The 15,246-nt window shown below is 67.1% G+C and carries 18 protein-coding genes; 9 read left to right on the top strand and 9 right to left on the bottom strand.

The features are described 5' to 3' along the window. Window position 1: 1 nt before the first annotated feature. From pip to paaI, 3 genes are read right to left on the bottom strand one after another with little or no spacing between them, the layout of a single operon-like run. Window positions 2–970, bottom strand: a complete 969-nt coding sequence (pip, locus tag ACFQGD_RS02365; RefSeq protein WP_345406729.1) for a prolyl aminopeptidase — start codon at window positions 968–970, stop codon at window positions 2–4. Next, window positions 960–2,279 (bottom strand): phenylacetate--CoA ligase PaaK, encoded by a 1,320-nt coding sequence (gene paaK, locus ACFQGD_RS02360; protein WP_345406727.1) that lies wholly within the window; start codon window positions 2,277–2,279, stop codon window positions 960–962. The genes pip and paaK overlap by 11 nt, the downstream gene beginning before the upstream one ends. Continuing rightward, entirely contained in the window at window positions 2,276–2,668 is a 393-nt protein-coding gene (gene paaI, locus ACFQGD_RS02355) for a hydroxyphenylacetyl-CoA thioesterase PaaI (protein WP_345407532.1), read from the bottom strand. The genes paaK and paaI overlap by 4 nt, the downstream gene beginning before the upstream one ends. 326 nt (window positions 2,669–2,994) lie before the next feature. Here paaI and paaZ point away from each other — a divergent pair, with 326 nt between their 5' ends. From paaZ to paaE, 6 genes are all read left to right on the top strand, one after another. Beyond that, a complete protein-coding gene (gene paaZ, locus ACFQGD_RS02350) occupies window positions 2,995–5,025 on the top strand; it encodes a phenylacetic acid degradation bifunctional protein PaaZ (RefSeq protein ID WP_345406725.1) in 2,031 nt (676 codons plus the stop codon). Continuing rightward, entirely contained in the window at window positions 5,022–5,957 is a 936-nt protein-coding gene (gene paaA, locus ACFQGD_RS02345) for a 1,2-phenylacetyl-CoA epoxidase subunit PaaA (protein ID WP_345406723.1), read from the top strand. The genes paaZ and paaA overlap by 4 nt, the downstream gene beginning before the upstream one ends. A 100-nt stretch (window positions 5,958–6,057) precedes the next feature. Further along, window positions 6,058–6,342 (top strand): 1,2-phenylacetyl-CoA epoxidase subunit PaaB, encoded by a 285-nt coding sequence (paaB, locus tag ACFQGD_RS02340; protein WP_345407529.1) that lies wholly within the window; start codon window positions 6,058–6,060, stop codon window positions 6,340–6,342. A gap of 12 nt (window positions 6,343–6,354) precedes the next feature. Beyond that, entirely contained in the window at window positions 6,355–7,272 is a 918-nt protein-coding gene (gene paaC / locus ACFQGD_RS02335; RefSeq protein ID WP_345406721.1) for a 1,2-phenylacetyl-CoA epoxidase subunit PaaC, read from the top strand. Continuing rightward, window positions 7,266–7,808 carry a 1,2-phenylacetyl-CoA epoxidase subunit PaaD gene (paaD, locus tag ACFQGD_RS02330; protein WP_345406719.1) on the top strand — a complete coding sequence of 181 codons (543 nt, stop codon included), beginning with the start codon at window positions 7,266–7,268 and terminating at the stop codon, window positions 7,806–7,808. Before paaC ends, paaD begins: the two co-directional genes overlap by 7 nt. Next, the gene (paaE, locus tag ACFQGD_RS02325; protein ID WP_345406717.1) at window positions 7,808–8,890 is read left to right on the top strand and encodes a 1,2-phenylacetyl-CoA epoxidase subunit PaaE; all 1,083 of its coding nucleotides are present in this window, start codon (window positions 7,808–7,810) and stop codon (window positions 8,888–8,890) included. The genes paaD and paaE overlap by 1 nt, the downstream gene beginning before the upstream one ends. A gap of 105 nt (window positions 8,891–8,995) precedes the next feature. On the opposite strand, the gene bfr is transcribed toward paaE, so the two are convergent. The 4 genes from bfr to ACFQGD_RS02305 all read right to left on the bottom strand — a co-directional run bounded on the left by bfr (window position 8,996) and on the right by ACFQGD_RS02305 (window position 11,220). Beyond that, window positions 8,996–9,481: a bacterioferritin gene (bfr, locus tag ACFQGD_RS02320; RefSeq protein WP_345406715.1), complete on the bottom strand. Its 486-nt coding sequence runs from the start codon at window positions 9,479–9,481 to the stop codon at window positions 8,996–8,998. A 70-nt stretch (window positions 9,482–9,551) separates the two neighbouring features. Continuing rightward, entirely contained in the window at window positions 9,552–9,764 is a 213-nt protein-coding gene (locus tag ACFQGD_RS02315) for a (2Fe-2S)-binding protein (protein ID WP_390183483.1), read from the bottom strand. 114 nt (window positions 9,765–9,878) lie between these two features. Continuing rightward, a complete protein-coding gene (locus ACFQGD_RS02310; protein ID WP_345406708.1) occupies window positions 9,879–10,742 on the bottom strand; it encodes a 3-hydroxyacyl-CoA dehydrogenase family protein in 864 nt (287 codons plus the stop codon). 109 nt (window positions 10,743–10,851) lie between these two features. Further along, on the bottom strand, window positions 10,852–11,220 hold the full coding sequence (locus tag ACFQGD_RS02305; protein ID WP_345406705.1) for an ArsR/SmtB family transcription factor: 369 nt from the start codon (window positions 11,218–11,220) through the stop codon (window positions 10,852–10,854). A 102-nt stretch (window positions 11,221–11,322) separates the two neighbouring features. On the opposite strand from ACFQGD_RS02305, the gene ACFQGD_RS02300 reads away from it, so the two are divergent. Continuing rightward, on the top strand, window positions 11,323–12,015 hold the full coding sequence (locus ACFQGD_RS02300; protein ID WP_345406702.1) for an MIP/aquaporin family protein: 693 nt from the start codon (window positions 11,323–11,325) through the stop codon (window positions 12,013–12,015). Continuing rightward, the gene (locus tag ACFQGD_RS02295) at window positions 12,015–12,410 is read left to right on the top strand and encodes an arsenate reductase ArsC (protein ID WP_345406699.1); all 396 of its coding nucleotides are present in this window, start codon (window positions 12,015–12,017) and stop codon (window positions 12,408–12,410) included. The genes ACFQGD_RS02300 and ACFQGD_RS02295 overlap by 1 nt, the downstream gene beginning before the upstream one ends. Before the next feature lie 3 nt (window positions 12,411–12,413). Here ACFQGD_RS02295 and ACFQGD_RS02290 read toward each other — a convergent pair whose 3' ends face one another. Together ACFQGD_RS02290 and ACFQGD_RS02285 are read right to left on the bottom strand one after the other, a co-directional pair. Then, window positions 12,414–13,103 carry a hypothetical protein gene (locus ACFQGD_RS02290; protein ID WP_345406696.1) on the bottom strand — a complete coding sequence of 230 codons (690 nt, stop codon included), beginning with the start codon at window positions 13,101–13,103 and terminating at the stop codon, window positions 12,414–12,416. A 75-nt stretch (window positions 13,104–13,178) separates the two neighbouring features. Then, entirely contained in the window at window positions 13,179–13,574 is a 396-nt protein-coding gene (locus ACFQGD_RS02285; RefSeq protein WP_345406693.1) for a hypothetical protein, read from the bottom strand. A 233-nt stretch (window positions 13,575–13,807) separates the two neighbouring features. Here ACFQGD_RS02285 and ACFQGD_RS02280 point away from each other — a divergent pair, with 233 nt between their 5' ends. Then, on the top strand, window positions 13,808–15,217 hold the full coding sequence (locus ACFQGD_RS02280) for a serine hydrolase domain-containing protein (protein ID WP_345406690.1): 1,410 nt from the start codon (window positions 13,808–13,810) through the stop codon (window positions 15,215–15,217). Window positions 15,218–15,246 lie beyond the last annotated feature (29 nt).

The following is a 15,246-nucleotide window of genomic DNA, read 5'->3' as shown; positions in this document are numbered from 1 at the left end:
CCTACCGCGTCGCGAAGTCGTCTAACGCGGCCACGATCCGCTTCCGCAGCGTGTCACTGCCTGTGTGGCCGGAATCGTCGATGATGACCAGTTCCGCGTCCGGCCACGCCCGAGTCAACAGCCACGGCGTCTCCAGCGGACCGCTCAGGTCGAGACGACCGTGTACCAACACGCCAGGGATACCAGCGAGCTGGTCGGCGTTGCGCAGTAATTCGTCGTCCTCGAGCCACATGTCATGGGAAAAGTAGTGCGCACAGATCCGCACCAGCGCGAGCAGCGCATCGGACGGCCGATCGCTGTAGGCGTTCGGGACACCGTTCGGCTCCAGCGAGAGGACGGCGTCCTCCCACGCGCTCCAGTCCGCGGCGGCGCGCTCGCGCACGTCGGCGTCAGGGTGTTCCATCAGCCGCGCGTAGGCAGCGAGCAGGTCACCGTCGCGTTCGGACTCAGGAACACCCGCGCGGAACCGCTCCCACTGTTCGGGGAAGAACCGCCCAACCCCCCGGTACAGCCAGTCGATCTCGCGACGCCGCGACATCGTGACGCCGTTTATGACGATTTCGGACGTCCTATGTGGATAGCGCTCGGCATACGCGAGGATTAGCGTGGAGCCCCACGATCCGCCATACATCAACCACCGGTCGATGCCGAGGTATTCGCGTAGCTGCTCCATATCAGACAGCAGGTGATGCGTCGTGTTGTGCCGCATATCCGTGGCCGGATCGCTGGCGTGTGGCGTGCTATGCCCGCAGCCACGCTGGTCGAACAACACGACCCGGTACCGCTCGGGGTCGAACATCCGCCGTACGCTAGTTCCGCAACCCGTTCCCGGCCCGCCGTGCACCACAAGCGCCGGCTTCCCATCGGGATTGCCGCATTCCTCCCAATAGACGTGGTTCCCATCGCCGACGTCGAGCATCCCGTGGCGATAGGGCTCGATCGGTGGATACATCACATGGTCAGCCGCCATGCTCCAGGACGGTAGCGGGCCGCTCGTCGATCACGCGACGCATTTTCCCCAACGACCGCTCCAACGTGTCAGGATCCGTGACGTCGACGGTAACGCTGACGCCGACACTGTCTTTGACTCGCGCGACCAACTCCGCCGCCGCCGACCTGCGCACATCAGCGGACGCACCGGGTTCCGCCTCCACCCGCACGGTCATGTGATCCATACGGTCCGCGGTAGACAGCACCAACTGGAAGTGGGGCGACAGCCCGTCAACCGGCAGCAGCAACTCCTCGATCTGGGTAGGGAACACGTTCACACCGCGCAGGATGATCATGTCGTCACTGCGGCCGGTGACCTTCTCCATCCGCCGGAACGCCGGTCGCGCGGTGCCCGGCAGCAGCCGTGTTAGGTCGCGGGTCCGATAGCGAATGATCGGGAAGGCCTCTTTGGTGAGCGATGTGAACACCAACTCGCCGCGCTCACCCTCGGGCAACACGTGACCCTCGATCGGGTCGATCACCTCGGGATAGAAGTGGTCCTCCCAGATGTGCAGACCGTCCTTGGTCTCGACGCACTCCTGTGCGACACCCGGCCCGATCACTTCAGACAGCCCGTAGATGTCGACCGCGTCGATGCCCATCCGCTCCTCGATCTCTCGGCGCATCTCCTCCGTCCACGGTTCCGCCCCGAAGATGCCCACTCGCAACGACGTCCCGCGCGGATCGAGGCCTTGCCGCTCGAACTCATCAAGCAGTGTGAGCAGGTAGGACGGCGTCACCATGATCACCGCGGGCTGGAAGTCGTTGATGAGCCGCACCTGTCTCGCCGTCATGCCACCGGACGCCGGGACGACGGTGCAGCCCAGCCGCTCGGCACCGTAGTGCGCGCCGAGCCCACCGGTGAACAGCCCGTAGCCGTAGGCGACATGCACCAGGTCGCCGGGACGCCCACCCGCCGCACGGATGGAACGCGCCACGACGTCGGCCCACATGCTCACGTCGGCCTCGGTGTAGCCGACGACGGTCGGTTTCCCCGTGGTACCGCTGGATGCGTGAATGCGGCTGACCTGCTCCCTTGGCACGGCGAACATGCCGAACGGGTAGTTGTCGCGCAGGTCTTGCTTGGTGGTGAACGGGAACTTCGCCAGGTCATCGAGCGTGCGGCAGTCCTCGGGCCGCACCCCTGCCTCGTCGAACTTCCGCCGGTAGGCGGGCACGTTCTCGTATGCGTGGCGCAGCGTCCATTGGAGCCGATCGAGCTGGCGTTCCCGCAGCTCCGCCACACTGAGCCGTTCCGCCTCGTCCCAGCCTGCCGACGTCGTTGTCACCCTGCCTCCCCGTTCTTTTCGATGGTCCGGCTCCTGCCGCGAAACTCCGCGATGACGGCGCCGTCAGCACCAGCGCGCCGTACCGTGACGTCGTAGATCCCGTTGCGCCCGTAGCGCGTTCGCTCCTCGGCGGTCGCGACCAGAACGTCACCTAGCCGAGCCGAGGCGACGAACGAAACCTCGGCGCCCGCGGCGACCGTGACCGGACCATGGCTGTTACACGCGCACGCGAACGCTGTGTCAGCCAGCAGGAAGACGTAGCCACCATGGGCGATGTCGTGGCCGTTGACCATCAGGTCGCTCACCGCCATCGTCATCACCGCGCGCCCCTCGGACAGCTCGGTCAACTCGATGCCGAGCGCGCGCGACGCCTTGTCGGCGTCAAGCATCCGCTCGGCGGCGTTCCGCGTGTCCGCCGATTCCGCCACCGCTCCACCGCCTCGATACCTGACCAAATGGTTGGTAATTGACCTACGCAGGCCAGTCAACGGCAGGCTGACCACCACTGTCAAGGCCGCGAGACTTGGACTTCGCCGGGCTCCTTGCCCGGAAGACCGGGCATAACGCCCGATAACCGGCGTCAATCGCGCGACCTCCCCGGCGAAGCGCCACCGAGCGCCAGTAGGCCCCTTTCCCCCGTCCCGCGATCGCGCTAGCATGAATTACTGAACACCTGGTAGGTAAATTACCCCCCAGCGAGCGTGAAAGGTCGCCCATGAGTCCCCTGCGCAGCTACGTATCCGGCACCTGGCACACCCCAAGCGACGCGGGCACCCCGGTACATGACGCCGCGACCGGCGAGGAGATCGCGCGGGTGTCCACCACTGGCATTGACATGGCCGCGGCACTGGACTACGGACGTCGTGTCGGCGGACCCGCGCTCCGCGAGCTGACGTTCCATCAGCGTGGCGCGCTCCTCAAGGCGCTCGCCTCCCACCTGCGGGAACACCGGGACGAGCTGTACGCGCTGTCCGCCAAGACCGGCGCGACGCTGGGCGACTCGAAGTTCGACATCGACGGCGGCATCGGCGTGCTGTTCACCTATTCGAGTAAGGGCAGGCGGGAGCTGCCAAACGACACCGTCTGGCCCGAGGGCGCCGTCGAGCCGCTGAGCAAGGGCGGCACGTTCGTCGGTCAGCACATTCTGAGCCCGATGCACGGCGTCGCGGTGCAGATCAACGCCTTCAACTTCCCGGTGTGGGGACCGCTGGAGAAGTTCGCGCCCGCGTTCCTCGCCGGGATGCCGTCGCTGATCAAGCCCGCCAGCCAGACGGCGTACCTCACGCATCGCCTTGTCGAGATCATCGTCGAGTCGGGCATACTCCCCGAGGGTTCGCTGCAACTGGTTTGCGGCAGCGCCGGTGACCTGCTCGACCACGTCACCGCGCAGGACGTCGTGTCGTTCACCGGCTCGGCGTCCACCGCGAGCCAGCTCCGCGCGCACCCGAGCATCGTGCGTAACGCCGTGCGGTTCAACGCCGAGGCCGACTCGCTCAACCTCTCGATTCTCGGCCGCGAGTCCACCAAGGGCACAGCCGAGTTCGATCTCTTCGTCAAACAGTTGGTCACCGAGATGATCGTCAAGGCGGGCCAGAAGTGCACCGCGATTCGACGTGCCTTCGTGCCAGCCGAGCTGATGGACGACGTCGCGAGCGCGGCATCCGAACGGCTCGCGAAGGTCACCGTTGGCAACCCCGCCAGCGAGGGCGTGCGGATGGGCGCACTCGCGAGCCTCGAACAGCGCGAGGAGGTGCGGCGCTCGCTCAAGGCCCTTATGGACGTCGGCACCGTCGTCTACGGCGACCCGGAGCAGGTAGACGTCGTCGACGCCGACGCCCAGCGGGGCGCGTTCATCTCCCCGGTTCTGCTGCGCGTGGACGACGCCGAGCGCGCGGAGCCGCACCAGGTAGAGGCGTTCGGGCCGGTCGCCACACTCATCCCCTACACCTCGACGGAGCAGGTCATCGAGCTAGCGGCGCGCGGCGAGGGCAGCCTCGTCGGGTCGGTGGTGACCGGGGACAAGGCGTTCGCCCGCGAGGTCGTGCTGGGCGTCGCGCCATGGCACGGCAGGCTGCTCGTGCTGGACGCCGACGACGCGAAGGAGTCCACCGGGCACGGGTCGCCGCTGCCCGCGCTGGTGCACGGCGGGCCTGGTCGCGCTGGTGGCGGCGAGGAGATGGGCGGCCTCAACGGCGTCAAGCACCACATGCAGCGCACCGCCGTCCAGGCCAGTCCGACCGTGCTCACCGAGGTCACCGGTCAGTGGGTGCCCGGCGCGCCGCGCAGTGAGGGCACGCACCCGTTCCGCAAGTCGCTCGCGGAGCTGCTGGTCGGCGACACGGTGGTGGCCGGGCCGCGCCGAGTCACCGAGGAGGACATCGCGCACTTCGCGGACTTCACCGGCGACACGTTCTACGCCCACACCGACGAGGAAGCCGCCGCGGCGAACCCGCTGTTCGGCGGCATCGTCGCGCACGGCTACCTGGTCGTGTCGTTCGCGGCGGGCTTGTTCGTCGCGCCGGAGCCGGGGCCGGTGCTCGCGAACTACGGCCTGGAGAACCTTCGGTTCCTGACGCCGGTCAAGCCGGGCGACGAGCTGACCGTGACGCTGACCGCCAAGCAGATCACCCCGCGCGAGAACGCCGACTACGGCGAGGTGCGCTGGGACACCGACGTCACCAACGCCGACGGCGAGTCGGTGGCGAAGTACGACGTGCTGACCCTGGTCTCCAAGGAGCAGAAGTGACCACCACCGAATCGCTTGAGACGCACTTCGAGCGCACCATCGAGGCCGATCAGCGCATCGAGCCGCGCGACTGGGTGCCTGAGAAGTACCGGGCGACGCTGATCAGGCAGATCGCCCAACACGCGCACTCCGAGATCATCGGGATGCAGCCGGAGGGCAACTGGATCACGCGGGCGCCGTCGTTGCGGCGTAAGGCGATCCTGCTGGCGAAGGTCCAAGACGAGGCCGGGCACGGGCTGTACCTGTACTCGGCCACGGAGACACTGGGCGCCGACCGGGGTGATCTGACTGAGCGGTTGATCAGCGGCAAGCAGAAGTATTCGTCGATCTTCAACTACCCCACGTTGACGTTCGCCGACGTCGGCGTCATCGGATGGCTGGTCGACGGCGCGGCGATCTGTAACCAGGTGCCGCTGTGCCGTTGTTCGTATGGGCCGTACGCGCGGGCGATGATCCGGATCTGTAAGGAGGAGTCGTTTCATCAGCGGCAGGGCTACGAACTGCTGATGACGATGATGCGCGGCACCGCCGCGCAGCGGGAGATGGTGCAGGAGGCGACGAACCGCTGGTGGTGGCCGTCGCTGATGATGTTCGGCCCGCCGGACGGCGACTCGCCCAATACCGCGCAGTCGATGGCGTGGAAGATCAAGCGCCACACCAACGATGAGTTGCGGCAGCGATTTGTCGACATGACGGTGCCGCAGGCCGAAGCGTTGGGTGTGACGCTGCCCGATCCGGATTTGCGGTGGAACGCCGAGCGCGGCAGCTACGACTTCGGCGAGATCGACTGGTCCGAGTTCAAGGAGGTGCTGCGTGGCAACGGACCGTGCAACGCGCAGCGCGTCGCCCACCGCAAGCGGGCACACGACGAGGGCGCGTGGGTGCGAGAGGCCGCGGCCGCGCACGCCCGCAAGCATCGGGAGGCGGCATGAGCGGTTTCACCGCAGCGCACACGCACACGTCGACGCCGTTATCGGCAATGGTCACAGAGCTGGAGATGTTATGAGCGAGATGCGGCCGGAGATGGAGCCGGTGAAGCACGAGTGGCCGCTGTACGAGGTGTTCGTGCGCAGCAAGCGCGGACTGAACCACGTGCACGTCGGGTCGCTGCACGCCGCCGATGACGAGATGGCCCTGCACCACGCGCGCGACCTCTACACCCGGCGCAACGAGGGCGTGAGCATCTGGGTGGTCAAGGCCGCCGACATCACCGCGTCCAGCCCGGATGAGAAGGACCCGTTCTTCGCGCCCAGCGCCGACAAGGTGTACCGGCACCCAACGTTCTACGACATCCCCGACACCGTGCCCCACATGTGAGCGTGACCAGTGATGTCATTCGACAACGCATACGAAGCCGTCAGCGAGGCCAACGACCAGGCCCGCTGGGCGTTCGGCACCGGCTTCACCGACCCACTGTCCGGTGTGGACACGTCGTTACCGTCCGGTGTGGACGGTAACGACCTGGCGTCGTACTGCTTGATGCTCGGCGACGACGCACTGATCATGTCGCATCGGCTACAGCAGTGGTGCACCCGCGCACCGGAGCTTGAGGATGAGGTAGCCCTGGCGAACATCGGACTCGACCTGCTCGGCCAGGCCCGGCTGCTGCTGACGCGGGCGGGCAAGGCGGGTACGGCCATGCCGGCGTCCGCCGGTGCCGCTGTCGCCGATCGACCGGAGGACGCGCTGGCATTCTTCCGCGACGAGCACGAGTTCCGCAACATCCGGCTCGCCGAACTGTCCAGCCACGAGCCCGTTGACTTCGCCCTCGTGATCGCACAACTGCTGGTCTTCGCCACCTGGCGGCTGGCGCTTTTGCGGCGGCTCACCGACTCGCGTGACCCGGTGCTGGCCGCGATCGCCGCCAAGGGCGTCAAGGAAGTCACCTACCACCGCGACTACGCGGCACAATGGACAGTGCGACTCGGCGACGGTACGGACTACTCGCACCGGCGGATGCAGTCCGGATTGGACGCCGTGTGGCCCTACGTCGGTGAGTTGTTCGACACCCACCCGGTCGAGCGTGCGCTGGCGGACGTCGCGGTCGACCCGGCCATGTCGCGGACGGAGTTCGACGACGTTCTTACCCAGGTGTGTTCGGCGGCCACGTTGACGGTGCCGGACATCCCGCCACTCGCTGGTGTTTCCGGCCGCAAGGGCCGCGATGGCGTGCACACCGAGGAGATGGGCTTCCTGCTCGCCGAAATGCAGGCCGTGGCACGGGCGCACCCGGAGGCGACATGGTGAGCGCGGTAACGAGTCAAGGGCGCCACACACCGAACCAGGCAAGGCGGATCTCCGATCCCCGCGCGGTCGCCGAGACGGTCACCGACCCCGAGCTGCCGATGCTCACCCTCGCCGACCTCGGCGTGCTCCGCGATGTGTCCGAGGTAGATGGAACGGTGGTCGTCACCATCACTCCCACCTACACCGGCTGTCCCGCGATGGACACCATGCGCGACGACCTGGTGCACGCGCTGCGCGACGCCGGGTACCGCGACGTCGACGTGCGCACCGTGCTGCATCCGCCGTGGAGCAGTGACTGGATCACCGACGAGGGCAAGCGCAAACTGGCCGAGGCAGGCATCTCCCCGCCCGGTGCCACACCCCGCAACGACGGTCCGATTCCGCTCACCCTCGGCTCCCCGGTGCACGCCGTTCGCTGTCCGCACTGCGGGGCGGCCAACACGGAAGAGCTGTCCCGGTTCTCGGCGACCGCGTGCAAGTCGCTGCGGCGCTGCCGCGTGTGCGCCGAACCGTTCGAACACGTCAAGGAGATCTAGTGACCGCCCCCGCACCTTCCCGGATTCGCGGCGAGTTCCACCCGCTGACCGTCGCCGACGTGACACGGTTGTGCGACGACGCCGTCGCGGTCACCTTCGACGTCCCAGCCGAGCTCGCCGACCGCTACGACTTCCGGCCCGGCCAGTCACTCGTGCTGCGCCGGATGGTCGACGGCCGCGAGGAGCGACGTAACTACTCGATCTGCGCGCCCGCGGGCGCCAAGCCACGCATCGGCGTGCGCGAGGTACCGGATGGGCTCTTCTCGTCCTGGCTGGTACACGACGTCCAACCAGGCGACGAGATCGAGGTATCTCCGCCCACCGGCTCGTTCACACCCGACCTCGACGTGCCAGGACACCACGTGCTCGTCGTAGCGGGCTCCGGCATCACCCCCGCGCTGTCGATCGCGGCGTCCGTGCTGCGGCACCCGGAGGCGACGGTGACGCTGCTGTACGGCAACCGGCGCACCAGCACGGTGATGTTCGCCGACGAACTGGCCGACCTCAAAGACCGCTACCCGACCCGGCTCGACCTGATTCACGTGCTCTCTCGCGAGCCCCGCGAAGTCGAGCTGTTCACCGGACGACTCGACGCCGACCGGCTCCGCGCGTTGCTGCCGCTGCTCGGCGACCCGGCGTTGGTCGGCCACTGGTGGCTCTGCGGGCCATTCGGGATGGTCACCGACATCCGCGACGTGCTGCTCGAGCACGACGTCGCGAGCGAGCGGGTGCACCAAGAGTTGTTCTACGTCGGCGACCTGCCGCCCGCGCCCGCGACACACCCCGAACCAGAGATCGAAGGCGAGACCAGCGAAGTCACCGTGCGCCTCGACGGACGCGCGACCACGGTGGCCGTCCCCGCCGGGACCTCGGTGCTCGAAGGCGCGCAACGAGGACGACCTGACCTGCCATTCGCCTGCAAGGGCGGAGTATGCGGAACCTGCCGGGCCAAGGTGATATCCGGCAAGGTCGACCTCAGGCGCAACTTCGCCCTTGAGCAGTCCGAACTCGACGAAGGCTTCGTACTCACCTGCCAAAGCCACCCCATCACCGACACCGTCGAGGTCGACTACGACGCCTGACGCGGGTTTCGTACAGAAGCCGGAACAGGCGGCACCGGATCCCGAACACACCGCACCGCAAGTCGGGACTCGCGGCACCACAACGCGGGACTCGCGGCGGAGCGGCTACCCGGCGGAGGGTGGACGCTCGACGAGCTGACTCAGGTAGAGCTGTTCGCCGAGCTTGTCCATCAGTTCGAGCTGGGTTTCGAGGTAGTCGATGTGGTGCTCCTCGTCCGCGAGGATCTTCTCGAAGAGGTTCGCCGACGTGATGTCGCCTTTGTCCCGGCACATCTTGATCCCGGGCTTTAACCTGTCGAGCACCTCGCGCTCGATCGCGAGGTCGGCCTCGAACTGTTCCTTGACCGTCTGGCCGATTCGCAGCGTCGACAGGCGCTGGTAGTTCGGCAGCCCTTCGAGGAAGAGGATGCGATCGGTGATCACCTCGGCGTGCTGCATCTCCTCGATCGACTCCGCGCGAGTATGCTCAGCCAGCTTGGTGAAACCCCAGTTGGCCTGCATCTTCGCGTGCAGGAAGTACTGATTGATCGCGGTGAGCTCACTGGTGAGCTGTTCATTCAGGAGTTCGATGACCTCGTCGTCGCCGCGCATGACCTACCTCCGATCCAGCCGATGACCGGACCGTACTCGGGCATGACCAGCGTCACAACTGGAAACGTACTCAGGCGCTCTGCGGCAGCTTCTCCACACTCTCCGACGAGGGTTCGGACTGTTCGATGAGCTCTTCGAGGCGGTCGACGCAGTTCCCACAACCGGTCCCGGCGAAGCACCGCTCGCCGATGTCCGACACGGTGCGCGCTCCAGCCAGGATCGTGGCCTCTACCTGCGACGTCGTCACGGCGGCACAGATGCACGCGTACACGGGCACTGCCACCCCCTCACTTGCTCGTTATTAGGTTAGCCTAAGCACAACAGATCAACTGGAATCCCGCAAGGCCCCGTTGCGCATAGTGGGCGAACCGACATGGTCGGGGGAGACGTCAGCGTGTCACTCGGTCCAGTCGTAGAAGCCCTTCCCGGACTTCTTGCCGGTCTCGCCAGCTGTCACCTTGTCGACAAGGAGCCGAGGCGGCTCGAAACGAGGGCCGTGGCTTTCCGCGAGGTGACGGGCGATGTCGAGCCGGACGTCGAGGCCGACGAGGTCGGTGAGCCGCAGCGGCCCCATCGGGTGCCGATAGCCCAACTCCATCGCGCGGTCGATGTCCTCCGCCGAGGCGACGCCCTCCTCGAGCATCCGGATCGCCTCCAGCCCGATCGCGACGCCGAGCCTGCTGGTGGCGAAACCAGGTACGTCGCGCACCACGATGCACTGCTTGCCGATCAGCTCACCCGCCGCCCTGGCGGCGGCGACCGAACTCTCGGACGTCGCGCTGCCACGCACGATCTCCAGCAGCGGCATCGACCACACCGGGTTGAAGAAGTGCATGCCAAGGAAGTTCGCGGGCCGGTCGAGCCCGGCGGCGAGCGCGTCGATGCTCAGCCCGCTGGTGTTGGACGCCAGCATCGCGGGCTCAGCCCGCTGTGCGTCGGCGAGCACGCGTCGCTTCAGGTCGAGCCGCTCCGGGACGGCTTCGACGATCAGGTCCAGACCGGTCGGCAGATCCCCAGTCGCCCCGAGCATGCGCACACGCTCCGGAACCGCCGCGGCCGCCGTCGGGTCGAGCTTCCCCTTCTCCTCGGCGCGCCTGGCCTGCCGCGCGATCGTCTCCGTCGCTCGGGTCGCCTGCGCCTGGTCCGGCTCGACAAGCACGACCTCGCAGCCCGCCGCCGCGAAGACGTACGCGACACCAAGCCCCATCGTGCCGCCACCGATCACGCCTACCTGCTCCATACCCTCTCCCATCGATGTCATGCGCACTCAATCCCCCGGCCCCGGGAAGATCCTGGCGACATCGCCGGACGGTACATCGCGCGGGACGTCGTCCGGCATGCCTAATCCGCGTAGTGCCGCGAGTGGCGAGTTAGCGCAGCACCGAGCGGATCTCCGCCAGTCGCTCGGCGCGCAGCGAGTACCACACCCATGTGCCGCGCCGCTCCCGCGCGACCAGACCGGCGTCGGTCAACACCCGCAGATGATGGCTCACCGTCGGTTGCGAGAGGTCAAGTGGACGCACCAGGTCGGCCACGCACGCCTCGCCGCCCGGCGCGGCCCTCAGCAGGGATAACACACGCAGCCGCGCGGGATCCGCGAGCGCCTTGAGCGCGTCCGCTAGTTGCTCGGCGTCGGCCTGCGCCAGCACGGCGTCGCCCAGTGGGGCGCAGCACAGCGGATCGACGGTGCATTCAGGATCGTCTGGCGCCTTGAACCGCAGGGGGTCGGTCGTGGTCATCGTCCCAATTCTACGCCTACATATTGACGTTCATCGATACAGCGTGCTCAACTGCTTCGCAGTACGGCCTGCCGGCCGGCGAGCACGCCTGATGGGAGTTCCATGGCCACCGCGACGGACGCGCGCGAGACAACGCGCGTAATCGGCCGCCCCTTACTGGCGGAAGCGCTCGGCACCGGTTTGCTGGTGGCGACCGTTGTCGGTTCCGGCATCATGGCGCAGCAGCTCGCGCCGGACCAGATCCTGCTGCAGTTGCTGTGTAACGCGCTCGCCACCGTGGCGGTGCTCGGCCTGCTGATCGCGCTTCTCGGCCCGGTGTCCGGCGCGCACATCAACCCGGCCGTCACACTGGTGGACGCCCTCGCGGGACGGCTGCGCGCCTCGGTCGCGGCGGGCTACATCCTGGCGCAGCTTGTCGGCGGGTGCGCTGGCACGATGTTGGTGCACGCGATGTTCGGCCAGGAACTGGTGCAATGGACCGGTCAGGTTCGCACCGGTGGCGGGCTGTGGCTCGGTGAGGTTGTCGCGACGGCTGGCCTGCTGTTGGTGATTCGGCTGTTCAGAGAGGGCCGTGCCCAACTGATCGCCATCGGCGTCCCGGCGTGGATCTTCGCGGCGTACTTCTTCACGTCGTCGACGTCGTTCGCGAACCCCGCCGTCACCGTCGGCAGGGCGCTGACCGGCTCGTTCGCGGGGATAGCACCCGCGTCGGTGCCCGCGTTCCTACTCGCCCAGCTTGTCGGCGCCGCCATCGGCGTCGGTATCGCCCGTCTGCTGCGCACCGGAGGAGAATGATGACCGAGGTCCTGTTCGTCTGCGTCCACAACGCGGGTCGCTCGCAGATGGCGGCGGCGTTGTTGCAGCACTACGCCCTTGGCAGGGTCGACGTCCGCTCCGCTGGCTCGGCACCCGCGAACGAGGTCAACCCTGCCGCCGTTGCCGCGCTCGCCGAGTGGGGGCTCGACATCACCGCCGAGGTGCCGACCAAGCTGTCCACCGACGACGTCGAGGCCGCCGACGTCGTGATCACCATGGGATGCGGAGACACGTGCCCCGTGTTCCCCGGCAAGCGCTACCTCGACTGGCAGCTCGACGACCCCGCCGGCCAAGGCGTCGACGCCGTCAGGAAGATCCGCGACGACATCGACCGCAGGGTGCGCGAGCTGCTCGCCGACCTGCTGGACAGCTGACGGTTACCCGTGCCCGTGGTCGCCGTGGCCTGAGCCGCCATCCGCGGGCGGTCGCGCCGTCGGTGACGCCTCAGGGGCTTGCTGCTTCGGTGCCGCGGGCTGGTTCGGCCCGGTGTTCGTGGTCGTTGTCGAGGGTTTCGGGGAGTCTCCGCCGTGGTCACCCGACTCGCTCGTCCCGTGATGCCCCTCGGTCGCGCTGTGGCCGTGTTCCAACCCCTTGATGACGCCTGGTGTCATGAGCAGCAGCATCGCCAGGGCGGCGCCAGTCACCGCGAAGCGGTATCCGCCGGTCGTGAGCGACGTGGCGCGACGTCTCGGCAACACACTCCACGTCAGGCCGAGCAGGACGCTCACCTCGAGCATCATCGTCAACACTCCAGGCGCGCCGACAGTTTCCGGGATTCCGGCATGTGGACCGAACGGAAGGCCCCATGCGCGGCTGACGCCCCACAGAATCATGGCGCCAAGGTTCGCGATCAGACCAAAGCCGAGAATGGCCGGTCGGGGCCAGCGGATGACAACAGCTGCCCAGATCAGTTGGAACGCAGCCAGACCGGCGAAGAATACGCCGGAAAGCTGCCATTCCTGCCAGTGATTCGGCACGACAGCGATGTGGACGCCTCCTGCCCCGATCGACGCGAAGGCAGCGAGGAGGACGGCAAGCCTGGTATCGGTCTTGGTTTCGCGGTGCATGTGAGTTCCTTGAGCGTGACGCGACGACGCACGGTCGTCGCTGCGGTCATTCAGACAGCCGGTGATCGGAAAGGATCAGACGCGAATGACCTGGAGCTCACGAACCGGATCCGGTGGCGCCCTGCTGCGCTGCGAACCAGCATCTTGAGTGGACGTTGCACGGCCTAGGGAACCGCACACGTACCACGCCACATCCGCCGTCGGCACAACGTCATGCCCGCCATCCTGCTGAAGCAGGTAGCCACATGTGCCAGCGTGCCCGTCGTTGGGACACGGCTCGGCGTCCTCACAATGCTTGGCTTCGTCGTGATGTTCGGATTCGTCGTGATGACTATCGGATGCGACGATCGGCGGGCCGTGGCCACCCGACGCATGCGTGACATGCGGTCCCAGCAGATGCCAGGTCAACGCCGCCGTCGCGAGGACGACGAGCGCCGCCACCGCTCCCCGTGCGGGGGCTGTGACCGGCATCGGAAGTAGTTGGGGCCGCATGCACGTCCTCGAAGTCGGCGATACGTCGTGGGCGATGGTAGTTCGGGTCCGGCGTCATCCTCAGCGCCTCCGGGCATGTCATGACCGGAATCACCGGTTACAGGTCTGCTGCGCAGTTTCTGTCCTGCCGTTGTCACCGCTCGCGGGCGAAATGTGTGACTAAGCGACGGGCAAACGCCTCCTTGCTTCATCCAGCAAGCAAAGGAGACCCCATGTCCCACATCACGCCATCCCGCGTCCGATACGCGACCGCCACGCTCGTATTAGCTTTCATGGCGAGCACGGCCTGCACCACCAGTTCGGTTGGCGACGACGTCCGAGACGTCGTCGCCGAGACCCCGACATCCGCAACGCCGAACGTCAGCCCACCGGGCGGACCCCAGGCGGAGCGAAGAGTGCCTTCGCGACACCCTGAACTGCCGGCTCGCTATGCACGGCTACTCGCCGACGGCGACCTCGCGCCGCTGGACGAACGCGGCGCGACGGCCGAAACGGAGCCACTGACCGTCGGCCACGGCCAGACCGTCAAATCGGGCGGCCCTGGCTCGTTGAAGGACCCGTCAACCACCGAGGTGTTCGACGTCGGGATATTCGAACAGAACATCAAGGACACTCTGGAGAGTGAGACTGTCGGCTTCGCATACGCCATCGGTGAGGCGGGGCAACTTTCGCGGCAGGGTGGCGTCGGCCTGGCACGGACGTCGGCGGATGGCGGGCCGCTGGCGCAGTCCGCGGCGAAAGACATCACGGTCGCCAGCGTGAGCAAGCCGATCACTACGGTCGCGGCGCTGCGCGTACTCGCGGACAAGGGCATAGACGTCGACGATCCGATCGGGCCGTGGCTACCGGGCACATGGGAGCCGGGCGAGGGCGTCGCTGAGGTGACGTTCGAGCAGCTCATGACGCACACCAGCGGGCTGCGGCAGAACTATGAGACCGCGACCGGCGAGGGCGGCAAGGTTACGGCGGCCTACGACAACATCAGGAAAGCGGTCGAACAGGACCTCGGCAGTACGTCGTACTCCTACGCGAACATGAACTTCGGCATCTTCCGGATCATGCTGCCCGCGATGCTGCTGGACACCGCCGTGCCCGGTTATGACTTCTCAGTACCGCTCGCGGACCAGTGGGACGAGCTGACCGCTGAGATGTTCAACGACCATATGACCGGCCTGTTCGCCAGCGTCGGCATCACGGGTGGATGCGCACCGTCAGATCCGGACCCGACGGTGCTGTACCGGTTCCCCGACGACGGCGCGTCCGGCTGGCAGACCGAGTCTTACGTCGCGGGCTGCGGCGGGTACGGCTACTACCTGTCCGCGAACGACCTGGCGGCGTTCTTCTCGCACCTGCGCTACACCGATGACCTGCTGTCACCCGCACTCCGCGACCTGATGCGCGACGCCAAGCTCGGGCTGCGGACAGTGGGCGGCGAGCACGGCACCTACTACGGGCACGGCGGCGCGTGGGGCATCAGCACCGGCGCGATGACCAGCTGTGTGCTGTCGTTCCCGATCCACGTCGACGCCTCGCTGGTGATCAACTCGTCCGGCGGCGACTACGGCTCGACGTGCGGTGTGCTCGCGAACGCGTTCGACGACGCCTGGGTCCCGGAGAGCTGACGTCACGGCGGGACACGGCGTTCGGGTCT

Source organism: Haloechinothrix salitolerans (assembly GCF_042662605.1).
Taxonomy (GTDB): Bacteria; Actinomycetota; Actinomycetes; order Mycobacteriales; family Pseudonocardiaceae; genus Haloechinothrix_A; species Haloechinothrix_A salitolerans.
The sequence above is the reverse complement of the archived record's forward strand: the minus strand, read 5'-3'. Positions and strand labels throughout refer to the sequence as shown.